General features: G+C 66.0%; 11 protein-coding genes. 1 reads left to right on the top strand and 10 read right to left on the bottom strand.

Features of this window, described 5'->3' with window-relative positions; all coding sequences use genetic code 11:
- Nucleotides 1–38: 38 nt before the first annotated feature.
- From PSTAB_RS11460 to PSTAB_RS11420, 9 genes are all read right to left on the bottom strand, one after another.
- On the bottom strand, nt 39–737 hold the full coding sequence (locus PSTAB_RS11460; protein WP_013983024.1) for a hypothetical protein: 699 nt from the start codon (nt 735–737) through the stop codon (nt 39–41).
- Between the two features lie 290 nt (nt 738–1,027).
- On the bottom strand, nt 1,028–1,606 hold the full coding sequence (locus PSTAB_RS11455) for an ANTAR domain-containing response regulator (protein ID WP_013983023.1): 579 nt from the start codon (nt 1,604–1,606) through the stop codon (nt 1,028–1,030).
- A gap of 13 nt (nt 1,607–1,619) precedes the next feature.
- Entirely contained in the window at nt 1,620–2,837 is a 1,218-nt protein-coding gene (locus PSTAB_RS11450) for a CmpA/NrtA family ABC transporter substrate-binding protein (protein WP_013983022.1), read from the bottom strand.
- 136 nt (nt 2,838–2,973) lie between these two features.
- On the bottom strand, nt 2,974–4,602 hold the full coding sequence (locus tag PSTAB_RS11445; RefSeq protein WP_013983021.1) for a BatD family protein: 1,629 nt from the start codon (nt 4,600–4,602) through the stop codon (nt 2,974–2,976).
- On the bottom strand, nt 4,599–6,308 hold the full coding sequence (locus PSTAB_RS11440) for a VWA domain-containing protein (RefSeq protein WP_013983020.1): 1,710 nt from the start codon (nt 6,306–6,308) through the stop codon (nt 4,599–4,601). The genes PSTAB_RS11445 and PSTAB_RS11440 overlap by 4 nt, the downstream gene beginning before the upstream one ends.
- On the bottom strand, nt 6,305–7,324 hold the full coding sequence (locus tag PSTAB_RS11435; RefSeq protein ID WP_013983019.1) for a vWA domain-containing protein: 1,020 nt from the start codon (nt 7,322–7,324) through the stop codon (nt 6,305–6,307). The genes PSTAB_RS11440 and PSTAB_RS11435 overlap by 4 nt, the downstream gene beginning before the upstream one ends.
- Nucleotides 7,317–7,811 (bottom strand): DUF4381 domain-containing protein, encoded by a 495-nt coding sequence (locus PSTAB_RS11430; RefSeq protein WP_013983018.1) that lies wholly within the window; start codon nt 7,809–7,811, stop codon nt 7,317–7,319. The genes PSTAB_RS11435 and PSTAB_RS11430 overlap by 8 nt, the downstream gene beginning before the upstream one ends.
- Nucleotides 7,808–8,770, bottom strand: coding sequence for a DUF58 domain-containing protein (locus tag PSTAB_RS11425; RefSeq protein WP_013983017.1), 963 nt, complete (start codon nt 8,768–8,770; stop codon nt 7,808–7,810). Before PSTAB_RS11425 ends, PSTAB_RS11430 begins: the two co-directional genes overlap by 4 nt.
- Complete coding sequence (locus PSTAB_RS11420; protein WP_013983016.1) at nt 8,770–9,729, bottom strand: AAA family ATPase; 960 nt, start codon at nt 9,727–9,729, stop codon at nt 8,770–8,772. Before PSTAB_RS11420 ends, PSTAB_RS11425 begins: the two co-directional genes overlap by 1 nt.
- Before the next feature lie 211 nt (nt 9,730–9,940).
- Here PSTAB_RS11420 and PSTAB_RS11415 point away from each other — a divergent pair, with 211 nt between their 5' ends.
- On the top strand, nt 9,941–14,791 hold the full coding sequence (locus PSTAB_RS11415) for an NAD-glutamate dehydrogenase (RefSeq protein WP_013983015.1): 4,851 nt from the start codon (nt 9,941–9,943) through the stop codon (nt 14,789–14,791).
- Between the two features lie 124 nt (nt 14,792–14,915).
- Here PSTAB_RS11415 and PSTAB_RS11410 read toward each other — a convergent pair whose 3' ends face one another.
- Nucleotides 14,916–15,830, bottom strand: coding sequence for a DUF6685 family protein (locus tag PSTAB_RS11410; protein ID WP_013983014.1), 915 nt, complete (start codon nt 15,828–15,830; stop codon nt 14,916–14,918).
- Nucleotides 15,831–15,937 lie beyond the last annotated feature (107 nt).

Raw genomic sequence — 15,937 nt, 5'->3', positions numbered from 1 at the left:
CACCGCCACGGTTGCCGAACAGCGTGGCCATGATTCCATCATCCCGGCTTATGCGCGGCTGGCAGCCCCTTCAGGCTGTCATGCTGCAGACGTTGCTGGATCGAGCGCAGGCGCGCGTCGATCAACGGCGTGATCAGTGCGAAGCACTGCGGCGGGCTGAGCCTCGGCTGTTGTGCGTGGATCACGCCGCGCTCCAGTTTGCCGATCAGGCGTTTCAGCTCCACGTCCGGGTCACTGCCGAGGCGTCGGCACAGAGACATGAGGCGGGCTTGCAGGCCCGGTGTGCAACCGCCCTGGTTCGAGGCAAGCACACACAAACCTCGCAGGCGCGCCACATCCTCCAGCGTACGGCAGGCCTGACCCAGTGGCTCGCGCTCGTCGATGGCGGCGATCAGGCTATCGATCAGGCGGCTATGGCCATCGAAATCGGCCGGCGTGCCGCGCAGTTGCGCCCAGTCAGCGGCGACCGCGTGTGGATCGGGCATAGCGCTGCGCTGTTGCAGCCGCTGGGTCAGACTGGCGGCCACGGCATCGCGCAGTGCAACGGCGGCGGCCTCGTGCTGCGCGCCGAGGCCGCGGTGTTGTTGCAGCAGGCGCAGAATTTCCAGGTCTTCCAGCAGTGACCGTACGCGCAGATCGCGCACGCGCTGGGCGTGGCTGGCAGTGGCCATGTGGTTCAGGTAATGGCCGAGCAGCAGCAGGGCGCAGGTGATCGCCACGGTCGCGGTTATGGTCATCTTGAAGCTCCCCAGCCTTGGGCGCGAAGCGCGCAACAAAAAAGGCGTCCGAACCGCATGCGTACATGCTGTCGAGGACGCCTTTGTCTGTGCCGACACCTTCGTTGGTTCGGCCTATCCAGCCAAGCAAGCGGCTTGCCAGTTCCGCGCTTGACGCTCGCCGGCCAGTGCGATGCCACTAGGTCGGGGCGCAGCGGCGTTTCTCGGCAGCGGTGGCGCACGATGATTCGCTGTAGCGCCTGCCCGCCGCTGGTGCAGTAGCTTGCCTGGCGCACCGTGACCGGGCGCGGTCATTCGCCGAGCAACTCGTTCATCGCGATGATCTGCTCGGCGACCTGGATCAGCTTCTGCTGCCGGCTCATCGCCTGGCGGCGCATCAGGGTGTAGGCCTCTTCTTCCTTGCAGTTTCGCATCTTCATCAGCATGCCCTTGGCCAGCTCGATGCGCTTGCGTTCGGCCAGCTGCTGCTCCCGGGCCTGCAGTTGCGCACGTATTGCCTGGTCGCTTTCGAAGCGGGCCATTGCCACGTCGAGGATCGGCTTGAGGCGCTGGGCCTGGATGCCTTCGACGATATAGGCACTGACCCCGGCGCGAATGGCCTGACGCATGGCGTCCGGGTCGCTGTCATCGGTGAACATGACGATGGGGCGTGGCTGATCGCGGCTGACCAGCACCACCTGCTCGAGCACATCGCGGCCGGGTGAGTCGGTGTCGATCAGCACCACGTCGGGACGGATCGCCTCGACCCGCTCGGGCAGGTCGATGGTCAGGCCGGATTCGTCGATGACCTCGAAGCCGGCTTCGATCAGCGCACTCTTCAGGCGGCCGATCTTCCGCGGGGTGTCGTCGATCAGGAGGATACGCAGCATGCCGGAGTCCTTCTCAAAGCGCAGCCATGGCAGGGCTCGCCATGGAATGCAGCGCGAAACTGCGGGCATAGGTGGCCGGGTCGCTGCCGTCCCAGTGTTTGCCATCCATCAGCGTGGCGCTGCGCATGGCTGTGTCAGGCAGGGCGATGCCCAGCGCGCCGGCGGCCTGGCGATACAGTTCGATCTGCTGCACCTGGTTGGCCACCTGCAGGTAGTCCGGGTCTTCGCGCAGCAGGCCCCAGCGGCGCAGCTGGGTCATGAACCAGAGGCCGTCGGAGAGATAGGGCAGGTTCGCCGCCCCCTCACCGAAGAAGCGCAGCGGATGCTCGTCCTGCCAGGCATTGCCGAGACCATCCTGGTAGAGGCCGAGAAAGCGTGACTCGATGGCCGCCAGCGGTGCATCGACGTAGTCACGCCCGGCGATCAGCTGTGCGGTGCTGCGGCGATTCTCCTGGCTCTGGTCGATGAAGCGGCTCGCCTCCAGCACGGCCATGACCAGTGCTCGGGCGGTGTTGGGGTATTCCTCGACGAACGCGTGGGTGCAGCCGAGCACCTTTTCCGGGTGGTCAGGCCAGATCGACTGGCTGGTCGCCAGGGTGAAGCCGACGCCTTCGGTAATGGCCTGTGCTCCCCAGGGTTCGCCGGCGCAGAAGCCATCGATGCGACCGGCGCGCAGGTGCGCCACCATCTGCGAAGGCGGCAGCACGAGCGTCTTCACGTCCCGCAGCGGATCGATGCCATGGGCGGCGAGCCAGTAATAGAGCCAGAGCGCGTGGGTGCCGGTGGGGAAGGTATGTGCCAGGGTCAGGCGTGCACCGCTATGGCGCACGCTGGCGCGCAGTGCCTCGGCATCGGTCACGCCTGCCGCCTTCAACGGGGCGGACAGGTTGATGCTCTGGCCGTTCTGCGCCAGGCCCATGAGCACGGCCATGTCCACTGCCGGGCTGCCGCCGATGCCCAGATGCACCGCATAGATCAGGCCGTACAGCCCGTGGGCCGCGTCCAGCTCGCCGCCGATCAGCTTGTCGCGCAGGGCCGACCAGGAGTTCTGCCGCTGCAGGTTGAGCGTCAGTCCGAACGGCTGGGCGAAACCCTGGGTGGCGGCGACGATCAGCGAGGCGGCATCGGTGAGCGGCAGAAAGCCGAGGTTGATCGAGCTCTTTTCCGGTGCATCGCTGCCGGCGACCCAGGTGAGTGCATCGTGTCGGGGCGGCGAGAGAGGGTCGGTCATGCTTGATGGCCTTTTTCCGGTGGCGCGGTGCGCAAGATTGGTTATGCCAACCCTGAAGCAAGCCATATGCCAGCGAGAAAATGGTGCATGCCGCGAGCGGTCACTGGGGTTCGCCAGTGCCGCCCAAAGACGGCCATCAGCGTGGATAGAGCGGCGGCAATGCACCCTGTTCCTGGTCGAGATCCGGGCTGCTGGCCGGTGGCAGCGCCTGGATCGCCTGCCACAGCGCATCGCCCTGCCAGCGTTGGCCGGCTTCGCTATACAGCGCGCCATTCAGGCCGTCCAGGGCGTCGGAAAGCGGCACGAAACGCGCGGCCATGTCCGCCAGTGTTTCCGGTTGCTGCCGCGCCCAGGCGTCCAGTGCCTGGCGGGTGGCCTGTGTATCGTTGGCCTGGCAGGCGCGGCGCAGATCGTCGAGCAGGCTGCGCGGAGTAGGGCCGGGTTGCAGTGCGCGCTGCACCGCAGGCTGGCGCCGCGCATGCAGCCACAGACCGAAGCCGATCAGCGTGCTGAGTGCCAGCAGCGCTGTGCTCAGCTGCCACGGCCAGAGCACGGCCTGTTCGGCGGGTACTGCAGACAGCACCGGTGGTTCGGCCGCTGGCGGGGCGAGATTCGGATTGTCCGCGACATCCAGCGTTCGCGCCTCAAGCGTGGTGCGCTCCAGGCGATCTTCGACCGTGTTCCACCAGACGACTTCGAGAGCAGGCAGCTGCAATGGCCCGCTGCGGGTGGGGATCAAGGCTTCGCGCTGTTCGCGACTGCCGACCAGGCCGGCTGAGCTGACCTCGTTGGCCAGGCTGGGCTGGTCGGGGTAACGGCGCAGTTCGGCGCTCGGTGTGGAGCCGATCGCCGGCAGCTGCGTGCTAGTCAGCCCCTCGGCCTTGAGCAGCAGGCTGCGGGTGAGCGATTCGCCGGCCTGGGCCTGCTGCGGCTCCGGGCTCCAGGCTTCGACCAGCGTCAGGCTGCGCGCCGGCAGCCAGGGCGCGCCGGCTGGATAGTCGGCCGGTTTGGCCTTGACCGTCAGCGGGATGCTCGGCGAGCGGACCTGGGTGGACCGGCCGCCGCGCGAGCCGAATACCGAGTTGCTGCCGTTGGTGACGGTGGTGGCGCTGAACAGCTGAGCGGGGATGGTCAGTTCACCGGATTTCTGCGGGAACAGCGCATAGCGCACCTCTATGACGCCGTGGCGGATGCCGTTGATGGTCTTCTCGTAGGTGCGCGGCTCGCCGAGGCGCTCCACAAGCGCTTCGGGCATCTGCAGCGGAGAAAGCGTGCTGTCGTCGTACAGCGAGACCGAATGGTAGATGCGCAGCGTGAGAATCACCTGGGCCTGCACGTAGACGCTTTCCTGATCGACGCTGGAGTCGATGAAGATGGGCGCCAGCTGATCGCCTTCGCTGCTTTTGAGCGACTCCTGGACCAGCAGGGTAATCGGCTCGCTGCGCCAGTCGCCCAGCTGCAGCGGCGGAATGACGACGTAGCCGGTCTGGCGTGGGCGCAGGGTGATCAGCCAGCGGGTGATCGCCCGGGCTTCGCCGTTGCTGCTGGACAGCTGGTTGACCTGGCGGGTGTCGAAGACCTCGAACAGTTCCTCCAGCGGCTCCAGATCGGGTTTGCCGAAGACGGCGCCGCCCTGGCTTTCCAGGCTGAGTTCGAGGGTTTCGTCGATGCTCAGCTGGGTGCGATCCACACGGGCGAACAGGCCGGCGGCGGTCGCCTGTCCGGCCAGGATGCAGAGCAGGAGAAAAGCCATCAGGCGCTTCATCGATTGGTTCCCTGGCGCTTGCGTTGTTCGTAGAGAAATTTTCGCCGCAACAGCTCGCCGGGATCGTCCGGAATCTGCCGCAGCCATTGTTCGGTGGCCTGTTGCCGTTCCAGATCGGGCAGGCCCTCGTGCTGTGCCTGAGCGGACGATTCGCCGGTTTCGTCCGTCGCTTCGCTTGTGGATGCCTGCGGGGCGCCACTGGCTTCGCTGGCCGGCTCGCCCTGTGCGTCCTCCGTCGACGGACTGCTGGCCGAGCCGGACTCCGGTGGTTGCGACTGTGGCTGCGGCTCGTCCGGCTCCGTCTGTTCCTGTTCCTGCTGCTCAGGCTCTGGCTCGGCCTGCTCCTGACGGCGGCGCAGCAGCTCCTCCACCAATGCCTTGTTGCGCTGCGCCGCTTGCAGGTCGGGCTGCAGCTCAAGCGCCTGTTCATAGGCTTCGATGGCGGCCTCCAGAGCCTCGTCGCGTGCCAGGGCGTTGCCGCGATTGTAGTGGTCGGCGGCCGTATTGCCTTCGGCGAAGCGTTCGGCGGCACCGGCGTAGTCACCGGCCTCATACAGCGCCATCGCCTGCCAGCGCCGGTCGGCAAAGCGCTCGGCGGCCTTCGCCGGTTGTTCCGCCTCCAGCAGGCGTTGGCCTTGCTGGTCGCGGCGCAGCCAGAGATCTTCGAACTCGAATGCGCTGGCCGGTTGCGGCTGCAACAGCAGCAATGGCAGACAGAACAGCCAGCCGCGACGGCCAGCCAGCGCGGCCAGCAGGAGCAAGGGCAGCAGCAGCCAATAGCCCTGGTCGAGCCAGGCCTCCAGGCGGGTCACTCCGTCGTCGCGCTGCAGTGTGCCGGCTTGGTCCAGCAGCCCCAGCGCCGCGAGGTCTTCATCGCCGAGACGTGCCTGACGGTAGCGCCCGCCGAGCTCGGTTGCGAAGCGCTGCAGCCCGGCGTTGTCCAGCCGCGGAATCAGGATCGCGCCGTTCGTATCCTTGAGGAAGCTGCCGTTCTCGCCGGCAATCGGGGCACCCTGTTCGGTCCCCACGCCAAGCATCAGCAGCCGCTCGCCTTGCCCTTGCAGCAGCGTGGCAATGGCGCTGCGCTCGTGCTGGTCCAGACTGCTGCCGATCAGCAGCAGGCGTCCGCGGCCGAGGCCTGCCTGACGCAACAGTTCGAGCCCCCTGGCAACGGCCAGGTCTGCACGTTGGCCGGGCTCGGGCATCAGTGCCGGGTGTACGGCCGCCAGCAGGTTGCGGGTGGTCGCCAGATCGTCGGACAGCGGCACCAGGGTATGTGCGCTGCCGGCGAATACCACTACGGCGGTCTGCACGTCCTGGCGCCGCTCCAGCAGGTCCAGCAGCTTGCGTTTGGCCTGCTCGAGGCGGGTGGGGGCGACGTCGGCCGCCAGCATCGAAGGCGTGACTTCCAGCAGGACCACTAGTGGGTCGCTGCGCTTGATGCTGGGCTGCTCGAAGCGCTGCCAACTCGGGCCGAGCAGCGCGATGACCGCCAGCAGCCAGGCGAGCCCCAGCACCAGCCAGGGCAGGCGACTGTGGCGCAGCCGGCCGCGGGTCAGCAAGGCCGCGTGAAAGGCTTCCGGCAGCAGCCGCTGCCACCGGCCGACCTGCAGTTGTCTATGCCAGAGGCGCCAGAGCAGCCAGGCCAGCAGCGGCACGATGGCCAGCCACCAGGGGCGAAGCAGGTGGGGCAGCAGCTCGCTCATCGCCGCTGCTCCCGTCGCCATGCCAGGCGTTGCAGCTGCGCGCTCCAGAGATTGGCCGCGACCATCAGCAGGCTGATCAGTAGCGCAGCGCTGAGGGGCCAGATGTAAAGCGCTTCGGCCAGGCGTGCCTGGGTCGGCTGCTGCGCGGCAGGTTCGAGGCGGTCCAGCGCTGCGCCGATGGCCTTGAGCTCGGCGCTGGACGCGGCGCGGAAGTATTCGCCGCCGGTCTGCTCGGCAATGGCGCGCAGCGTCGGTTCGTCCAGATCCAGCCCCGGGTTGAAGCCGAAACGGCTGAGCACGCCCCCTTCTTCCGGGACCGCGCCAATGCCGATGGTGTGGATGCGCACGCTCTCTTCTGCGGCCAGTGTCGCGGCCAACAGTGGATCGAGTTCGCCGCCGTTGTTCGCGCCATCGGTAATCAAGACCAGCACGCGGCTGTTGGTCGGGCGCTCGCGCAGGCGCTTGACGGCAAGGCCGATGGCATCGCCGATGGCGGTATTGCTGCCCGCGATGCCGACCCGCGCCTCGTCCAGCCAGACACGCACGGTACGTCGGTCGAAGGTCAGCGGCGCCTGCAGGTAGGCCTTGCTGCCGAAGAGGATCAGACCGACCCGATCGCCGTGGCGCTGCTCGATGAAGTCGCCGAGCAGCACCTTGACCAGCTCCAGTCGGGTGAGCTCCTCGCCTTGCCACTGCATGTCCGGGTAATCCATCGAGCCGGAGACATCCACTGCGAGCAGCAGGTCGCGGCCACTGGTGGGCAATGGCAGCGGCTCGCCCAGCCATTGTGGGCGCGCTGCGGCGAACAGCAGCAACAGCCAGACAGTGAGATAGGGCAGTTGCTGGCGCCAGGCAGGCAACGCGACCCGCGCACGACGGCCGGCCAGCTGCTGCAGTTCATCGAGGAAACTGACCTTGAGGGCGGCCTCGCCGCTATCGGCTGGCGGCAGCAGTGCGCGCAGCAGCCAGGGCAGCGGCAACAGCAGGAAGACCCAGGGCCAGGCCAACTCAAACATGTTTGCGAATCCAGATGTCGACGGATTGCTCGAGGCCGTCGATCGCCTTGTCGTCGAGGCGGCATTCGGCCCGATAGGCGCCTTCGACGAGGACCATCCAGCGCGTCAGACCGGCCGCCGGGCAGCGACTGTCGAGAAATGCCAGCCAGGCCCGCCCGCTGAGCGTGTGCGGATGGTCAGCAGGGTAGCGAATGCGGCAGAGGCGCTTGAGCAGGGCGTTCAGCTGCTGCAGCCACTGGCTGGCGGGCTGGCCGCCATAGGGTTTGTGCAGGCGGGCCAGTTCCGCCAGCGCCTCCTGGCGTTGCGGGTCCAGTACCGGCTCGGGGGGCACGCGCGGCTTGCGTTTGATGAGTCGATGGCGAAACCGCCAGAGCGCAGCGAGTCCGAGCAGCAACGCCAGCCCAAGCAGCCACCAGCCGGGTGCCGGCGGCCACCAGGAGATGGGCTCCGGATCGATCAGGGGAGCGAGCTGGTCGAGCGGGTTCATGGCCGCGCGCTCGGGTGACGAACGCTCAGGTGTTCGCGCAGCTGCTCGACCAGGTCATGCTGGGTATCGAGCGGCATCAGCGGCACCCGCAGGCGATCGGCCAGGCGCTGCCAACGCGCGCTGCGCGCCTCGCCCAGCTCGCGGTAGCGTTGGCGCAGGGTAGCGTCGTGGGTGTCGAGCTCCAGCCGTGCGTTGCCCTGGCTGAAGCGCAGCAGCCCGGCTGCGGGCAATGCACGATCGAGGGGGTCGAACACTGGCAGCAGCAACAGATCGACATGGCGCGCCAGCAGACTGAGCTGCTGTTCGGCGGCGTCGCTCAGGGTGCGTTCGTCGCAGAGGATCACCGACAGGCTACCGGGCCGCAGCACTTCGCGTACGCGGCGTAGCGCCAGGCTGAAGGCCTCCGGGTCGAGTGGGCTGTCCGGCCGCAGCTGCCGGTTGGCGCGGGTGATGCGATCGAGCAGCTGCAGCAGGCTCTGCTTGCTGCGGCGCGGCTTGATCTCCTGCTGCTCGCTGCCGAACACCAGTCCGCCGACGCGATCGTTGTGGCTGAGCGCGGCCCAGCCGATCAATCCGGCTGCCTGGGCCGCCAGTACCGATTTGAATTGCCGGCCGCTACCGAAGAACAGGCGCGGGCTCTGTTCGACGACGATGTAGATGGGCCGTTCGCGTTCTTCGTGGAACAGCTTGGTGTGCGGCTCCTGGGTGCGGGCGGTCACCCGCCAGTCGATGGTGCGCACGTCATCGCCGGCCTGGTAGACGCGCACCTGATCGAAATCCACGCCGCGGCCGCGCAGCTTGGAATGATGCAGCCCCACCAGCGGGCTGCGCCTGTGTGGCGTGGAGAACAGCGGGACCTCGCGCACACGGTGACGAATGTCGATGAGTTCGGACAGGCTCACCCGGACACCGATGTCCTGTTCGGGCGGCTGCCCGGTGCCCGACGCCTGCGGTTGCATCAGGCCACCGCGACCACGTCCAGGATGCGCTGGATGACCCGATCCTGATCGATGCCGGCCGCCTCCGCCTCGAAGGACAGGATGAGGCGATGGCGCAGCACATCGAAGAGCATCGCCTGAATGTCCTCGGGGCTGACGAAGTCGCGACCGGCTAGCCAGGCATGGGCGCGGGCGCAGCGGTCCAGCGCGATCGAGCCGCGGGGGCTGGCGCCGTAAGCGATCCACTCGGCCAGCTCGGCATCGAACTTGGCCGGCGTGCGGGTCGCCATCACCAGCTGCACCAGGTATTCCTCTACCGCATCGGCCATGTACAGACCGAGGATGTCCTTGCGTGCGGCGAAGATCGCCTGCTGGCTGACCCGATGCTCCGGCGCCGCCTCGCCATTGATGGCTTCGCCGCGGGCCTGTTGCAGGATGCGGCGTTCCACCGAGGCATCGGGAAAGCCGATTTTCACATGCAGCAGGAAGCGATCCAGCTGCGCCTCGGGCAACGGGTAGGTGCCTTCCTGCTCGATGGGGTTCTGCGTCGCCATCACTAGGAACAGCGGCGGCAGATCGTAAGTGCTGCGGCCCACGCTGACCTGGCGCTCTGCCATGGCCTCGAGCAGTGCCGATTGCACCTTGGCCGGCGCACGGTTGATCTCGTCGGCCAGCACCAGGTTGTGGAAGATCGGCCCTTGCTGGAAAACGAAGCTGCCGGTTTCCGGACGATAGATCTCGGTGCCGGTGATGTCGGCGGGGAGCAGGTCGGGGGTGAACTGGATGCGGTGAAACTCCGCTTCCAGTCCTTCGGCGAGCTCCTTGATCGCCCGCGTCTTGGCCAGCCCCGGCGCCCCTTCGACAAGCATGTGGCCGTCGGCGAGCAGGGCGATCAGCAGGCGTTCGATGAGCCGTTCCTGGCCCAGGATCTGTGTGGACAGGAACTGCCGCAGCGCGACTATCGATTCACGGTGGTCCATCGTTTCGGTTCTTCCTGGTGGGCGGCTGGCCCCGGCTGTTGACGCCGATGCCAGCGTGGCCGTCATCGGCTGCTACAGACGGTCGCAGAGGGCCGCAAGGGATGCGCCACTTTACTGCATTAACCCTCGTCTAGACTAACCTTGAACCTTCGTCCTGTGCCGTCAGTCACTACCGACGAGCCTTTCCCCAGCAAGCCAAGCGGAGCCATACATGGCGTTCTTTTCAGCGGCCAGCAAGGCCGACTTTCAGCAGCAATTGCAGACAGCGTTGGCCCAACACGTAGACCCGAAAATCCTGCCCCAACTTAATCTGTTCGCCGAACAGTTCTTCGGCATCGTCGCCTTGCCCGAGCTGACCGAGCGGCGCATGAGCGACCTGGTTGGCTCGACGCTGGCCAGCTGGCGGCTGCTCGAGCGCTTCGACCCTGCCGTGCCGGAAGTGCAGGTCTTCAATCCCGATTATGAAAAGCATGGCTGGCAATCCACCCACAGCGTGGTCGAGGTGCTGCATCCGGACATGCCGTTCCTGGTCGACTCGGTGCGCATGGAGCTGACCCGCCGTGGTTACAGCATCCACACCCTGCAAACCAGTGTCCTGCAGGTGCGCCGCGCAGCCGACGGAACATTGCTGGAGCTGCTGCCCAAGGACGAGCGCGCCCCGGACAGCCACGCCGAATCGCTCATCTTCGTCGAGATCGACCGTTGCGCCAGCGCTTCGGCCCTGCGCGAGCTGGAGCAGTCGCTGCTCGGTGTGCTGGCCGACGTGCGTCAGGTGGTAGGTGACTTCGCGGCCATGAAAGGCAAGGTAGGCGACCTGCAGGCGCGGCTGGAGCAGGTCAACCTGCGCATTGATGCCGATGAGCTGGACGAGATCCGTGACTTCTTGCGCTGGTTGGCCGATGACCACTTCACCTTCCTCGGTTACGAGGAGTTCTCCGTGCTGGAGCAGGGCGACGGCGGTCAGATCGTCTATGACGAGAATTCGCTGCTGGGGCTCTCGCGCAGCATGCGCACCGGGCTGTCGCAGGAGGAGCAATCGCTTACCGGCCAGTCGGTCAGCTATCTGCGCGAGCCGCTTCTGCTGTCGTTCGCCAAGGCGGCGATGCCCAGCCGTGTGCACCGCCCGGCTTATCCGGACTTCGTCTCGGTGCGCGAATTCGACGAGCAGGGCCGAGTGGTGCGCGAGTGCCGCTTCCTCGGTTTGTTCACCTCGTCGGTCTACACCCAGAGCGTGCGGCGCATCCCCTTCATCCGGCGCAAGGTCGAGACGGTGGTACAGCGCGCCAACTTCGGCAACTCGGCGCACCTGGCCAAGGAGCTGGTGCAGGTTCTGGAAGTGCTGCCGCGCGACGAGCTGTTCCAGGCGCCCATCGACGAGCTGTTCGAAAATGCCATCGCCATCGTGCAGATCCAGGAGCGCAATCGCCTGCGGCTGTTCCTGCGCTTCGATCCGTACCGTCGCTTCTGCTACTGCCTGGTCTACGTGCCGCGCGACAGCTATTCCACCGAGACGCGGCTGAAGATCCAGCAGGTTCTGCAGGAGCGGCTCGAGGCGAGCGACTGCGAGTTCTCCACCTATTTCTCCGAATCCGTACTGACGCGGGTGCAGTTCATTCTGCGCCTGGACCCCAGCCGAGCGCTGCAGGTCGATCCGGCGCGTCTCGAGCAGGAAGTGCTGCAGGCCTGCCGTACCTGGCAGGACGATTACCAGGGCCTGGTGGTCGAGCGCTTCGGCGAAGCGAAGGGCACGCACCTGCTCAGCCAGTTTCCCAAGGGCTTCCCGGCCGGCTACCGCGAGCGCTTCTCGCCGCAATCGGCCACCGTCGACATGCAGCATGTGCTCGATCTGAGCGAAGAGCGTCCGCTGGTGATGAGTTTCTACCAGCCGATCACCGCGGAAGAGAACCGCCTGCATTGCAAGCTTTACCACCTGGATACGCCGCTGCCGCTGTCGGACATCCTGCCGATCATGGAGAACCTGGGCTTGCGCGTGCTCGGTGAGTTTCCGTTCCAGCTGCGCGACAGCAGCGGCCGCGACTACTGGATCCATGATTTCGCCTTCACCTATTCCGAAGGCCTGGAAATCGATCTGCTGGAGATCAACGAGGCGCTGCAGGACGCCTTCATCCACATCTATGGCGGTTTCGCCGAGAACGATGCCTTCAACCGCTTGGTCCTGACGGCGGGCCTCGCCTGGCGGGAGGTCGCGCTGCTGCGGGCCTATGCGCGCTATCTCAAGCAGATCCGCATGGGCTTCGATCTGGGCTATATCGCCAGCGCGCTGCTCAACCACACCGACATCGCGCGTGAGCTGGTTCGACTGTTCAAGATGCGCTTCTACCTGGCGCGCAAGCTGGGTGACGAAGACCTGGCCGACAAGCAGCAACGCCTGGAGCAGGCGATCCTCAGCGCCCTGGATGACGTGGCGGTACTCAACGAGGACCGGATTCTGCGGCGCTACCTGGCCCTGATTCAGGCAACGCTGCGTACCAACTTCTATCAGCCGGACGCCAGCGGCAAACCCAAGCCGTATTTCAGCTTCAAGCTCGATCCCCGGGCCATTCCGGAAATGCCGCGGCCGGCACCGATGTACGAGATCTTCGTCTATTCGCCGCGGGTGGAGGGCGTACATCTGCGCGGTGGCAAGGTGGCCCGTGGCGGGTTGCGCTGGTCGGATCGCGAGGAGGACTACCGCACCGAGGTACTCGGCCTGGTCAAGGCGCAGCAGGTGAAGAACGCGGTCATCGTCCCGGGTGGGGCCAAGGGCGGCTTCGTGCCGCGGCGGCTGCCGACCACCGGCTCGCGTGACGATATTCAGGCCGAAGCCATCGCCTGCTATCGCATCTTCATCAGCGGGCTGCTGGATATCACCGACAACCTGCGCGAGGGCCAGGTGGTTCCACCCGCCAACGTGCTGCGTTACGACGGCGATGATCCCTATCTGGTGGTTGCCGCGGACAAGGGTACGGCGAGTTTTTCCGATATTGCCAACGGCATTGCCGCCGAGTACGACTTCTGGCTTGGCGATGCCTTCGCCTCGGGCGGCTCGGCGGGTTACGACCACAAGAAGATGGGCATCACGGCCCGTGGTGCCTGGGTATCGGTGCAGCGTCATTTCCGTGAACGCGGCATCAACGTGCAGACCGATGTGATCAGCGTGATCGGCATTGGTGACATGGCCGGCGACGTATTCGGCAATGGCCTGTTGATGTCCGAAACCCTGCAACTGGTGGCAGCCTTCAACCATCTGCATATCTTCATCGACCCGAATCCCGACCCCGCACGCAGCTTTGCCGAGCGCAAACGCCTGTTCGACTTGCCGCGGTCATCCTGGACCGACTACGACGCTTCGCTGATCTCCGAGGGCGGCGGCATTTTCCCGCGTTCGGCCAAGCGGGTGCAGATCACCGCACAGATGAAGGAGCGTTTCGCCATCGAGGCGGATCAGCTGACGCCGGCCGAACTGATTCACGCCCTGCTCAAGGCGCCGGTGGATCTGCTCTGGAACGGAGGCATCGGCACCTATGTGAAGAGCAGCGGCGAAAGCCACGCCGAGGTCGGCGACAAGGCCAACGATGCGGTGCGGGTCAACGGCGCCGATCTGCGCGCCAAGGTGGTGGGCGAGGGCGGCAACCTCGGCATGACCCAGCTGGGACGCGTCGAGTACGCGCTGCATGGTGGCTCGAGCAACACCGACTTCATCGACAATGCCGGTGGGGTCGACTGCTCCGACCATGAGGTGAATATCAAAATTCTGCTCAACGAGGTTGTCAGCGCGGGAGACATGACCGCCAAGCAGCGCAACCAGTTGCTGTTCGATATGACCGATGCGGTGGCGGATCTGGTGCTGCAGAACAACTACAAGCAGACCCAGGCACTGTCCCAGGCGCAGCATCGCTCCCGTGAGCGGGCCTCCGAGTACGTGCGGCTGATCAATGCGCTGGAGGCTTCCGGACAGCTCGATCGCGCGCTGGAGTTCCTGCCTTCTGACGAGGCGCTCGCCGAGCGCGCCAATATCGGCAAGGGGCTGACCCGTCCGGAGCTGTCGGTGCTGATCTCGTACAGCAAGATCGAGCTCAAGAAGGCGCTGCTGGATTCCCGTGTGCCGGACGATGACTACCTCGCGCGCGAGATGGAAACCGCATTCCCGCAGCAGCTGGTCGAACGCTTCCGTGGTGCCATGTTGCAGCACCGCCTCAAGCGCGAGATCGTCAGTACCCAGATCGCCAACGATCTGGTCAACAACATGGGCATCACCTTCGTTCAGCGGCTGCACGAGGCGACGGGCATGAGCGCCGCCAATGTGGCCGGAGCCTATGTCATCGTGCGCGATATCTTCCATCTGCCGCACTGGTTCCGCCAGATCGAGGCGCTGGACCACAAGGTGCCTGCCGAGCTGCAGCTCAGTCTGATGGATGAGCTGATGCGTCTCGGTCGGCGTGCGACGCGCTGGTTCCTGCGTAACCGGCGCAGCGAACTGGATGCCGCGCGGGATGTAGCGCATTTCGGTCCGCGGGTTGCAGCCCTGGGATTGAAGCTGGACGAGCTGTTGCAAGGCTCGACCCGCGACCATTGGCAGGAGCGCTATCGGCGTTACACCGAAGCTGGCGTGCCCGAGCTGCTGGCGCGCATGGTTGCCGGCACGAACCATCTGTACACGCTGCTGCCGATCCTCGAGGCCGCCGACGAAACCGGGCAGGTTCCGGCGCACGTGGCCGCGGCGTATTTCGCCGTCGGCGGGGCGTTGGAGCTGCCGTGGTATCTGCACCAGCTGACCAACATGCCGGTGTCCAACAACTGGCAGGCGATGGCCCGCGAAGGCTTCCGCGACGACCTCGATTCGCAGCAGCGCAGCATCACGGTGTCTGTGCTGCAGATGGACAACGGACCGGAGTCGATCGGCGAGCGAGTCGATAGCTGGCTGGCCCTGCGGCCGGCTCCGCTGGAGCGGTGGCGATCGATGCTTGCCGAGTTGCGCAGCGCCAGCGGCAATGACTATGCGATCTATGCCGTTGCCAGTCGGGAGCTGCAGGGGCTGGCGCAATCGGTAGGGCATGGCTGAACCGCTGCGCCCCCTGCGCACAGGTCGCAGGGGGCGTACATTTGGTCAAACACAAAAAAAGCGCACCGCGGCAGCGGTGCGCTTTTCTATTTGAGCTGCGTTCGAAATCGCACCGTGGTGCGGTTCAGTCCTGCGACGGCTGGCCGACCTTGAAGCGGGTAATCTGCGGCAGGTCACGCAGATAACGGATCAGATCCGGCGCGCCGGCCAGCTTGAGCCCTTCGCCGATGGCGTTTGCAGTCGGGTCGCGTCTCTCCAGCAGGAGCAGCTCCGAGTTGCTGGTGTCGCGCAACAGCGTCAGGCGGGCGTAGGGGACATGGCTGTCCAGCAGCAGCGCCATGAATTCGCGATCGCTCCAGGCCTGCGCAGGCATAGTAACGGCATGGTAGTCCGCATCCAGCGCATGCAGGCCGGGACGGTCGAGTCGATATTCGGTGACGTTGGCGGGCAGTGATACTTCCAGCCCGCGCAGGCGAGCATAGGCCACGGCGGAGGCGAACGCTTCGAGGTGATGATCGCCGGCCCAGTAGAGGCGTTCGCCGAGCCAGCTGGCCTGACGCAGCTCGATCGTTGCGCCTGTGTCGAAGCCGGGGAGGGCAGTGCCAAGGGCGCGGGCGAAGTCCTTGTAGCTGATGATGCGAACCTGCCGACATGCCGCTGTGCTGGCGAAGGCCTCGAAGGTCGGGTAGCTGGGCTCGTTCTTGCGCTGCGCGCCGAAGCCGTCGACCTGGCGCAGGTCGACCAGCGTCTGCACGCTGAGCTTGCTTACCAGCCGAGTCAGGGCTGCGTGGGCGCGGGCCTTGTCCTCCTGAACCGGACCGGACAGCGCACCGCGCGGCAGCTCCAGGAGGCGTTGCAGGCACGGACCATCGTTCCAGAAGATGCTCGGTTCGGGCTCGGGCAGGCGCGCGAATGGCAACTGCAGACCGCTGGCGCGTTCCTGTACGGGAAGCGCGGACTTCGAGCGCAGCCCGAGGCGTTGCGCAAGTCTGGCGATTTGAGATGTCAATGAAGGCATGGGCTCGGGCAGGCTCATCATGATGCTTGAGCTCTCAGGGCTACGGCCGAAGTGTGGCAGACCTGTGGCATTTGCGCACGGGCTTTGCACCGCGCGTGCCGATGCCACACGCACCAGGGGCGGCCAAT

The organism is Stutzerimonas stutzeri (genome assembly GCF_000219605.1).
In the GTDB taxonomy this organism is placed as follows: domain Bacteria; phylum Pseudomonadota; class Gammaproteobacteria; order Pseudomonadales; family Pseudomonadaceae; genus Stutzerimonas; species Stutzerimonas stutzeri.
The sequence above is the reverse complement of the archived record's forward strand: the minus strand, read 5'-3'. Positions and strand labels throughout refer to the sequence as shown.

What these genes read in the sequence shown, in the direction of transcription:
- PSTAB_RS11460 (WP_013983024.1), bottom strand. Translation starts at nt 737, where the DNA reads ATGACCATAACCGCGACCGTGGCGATCACCTGCGCCCTGCTGCTGCTC.
- PSTAB_RS11455 (WP_013983023.1), bottom strand. Translation starts at nt 1,606, where the DNA reads ATGCTGCGTATCCTCCTGATCGACGACACCCCGCGGAAGATCGGCCGC.
- PSTAB_RS11450 (WP_013983022.1), bottom strand. Translation starts at nt 2,837, where the DNA reads ATGACCGACCCTCTCTCGCCGCCCCGACACGATGCACTCACCTGGGTC.
- PSTAB_RS11445 (WP_013983021.1), bottom strand. Translation starts at nt 4,602, where the DNA reads ATGAAGCGCCTGATGGCTTTTCTCCTGCTCTGCATCCTGGCCGGACAG.
- PSTAB_RS11440 (WP_013983020.1), bottom strand. Translation starts at nt 6,308, where the DNA reads ATGAGCGAGCTGCTGCCCCACCTGCTTCGCCCCTGGTGGCTGGCCATC.
- PSTAB_RS11435 (WP_013983019.1), bottom strand. Translation starts at nt 7,324, where the DNA reads ATGTTTGAGTTGGCCTGGCCCTGGGTCTTCCTGCTGTTGCCGCTGCCC.
- PSTAB_RS11430 (WP_013983018.1), bottom strand. Translation starts at nt 7,811, where the DNA reads ATGAACCCGCTCGACCAGCTCGCTCCCCTGATCGATCCGGAGCCCATC.
- PSTAB_RS11425 (WP_013983017.1), bottom strand. Translation starts at nt 8,770, where the DNA reads ATGCAACCGCAGGCGTCGGGCACCGGGCAGCCGCCCGAACAGGACATC.
- PSTAB_RS11420 (WP_013983016.1), bottom strand. Translation starts at nt 9,729, where the DNA reads ATGGACCACCGTGAATCGATAGTCGCGCTGCGGCAGTTCCTGTCCACA.
- PSTAB_RS11415 (WP_013983015.1), top strand. Translation starts at nt 9,941, where the DNA reads ATGGCGTTCTTTTCAGCGGCCAGCAAGGCCGACTTTCAGCAGCAATTG.
- PSTAB_RS11410 (WP_013983014.1), bottom strand. Translation starts at nt 15,830, where the DNA reads ATGATGAGCCTGCCCGAGCCCATGCCTTCATTGACATCTCAAATCGCC.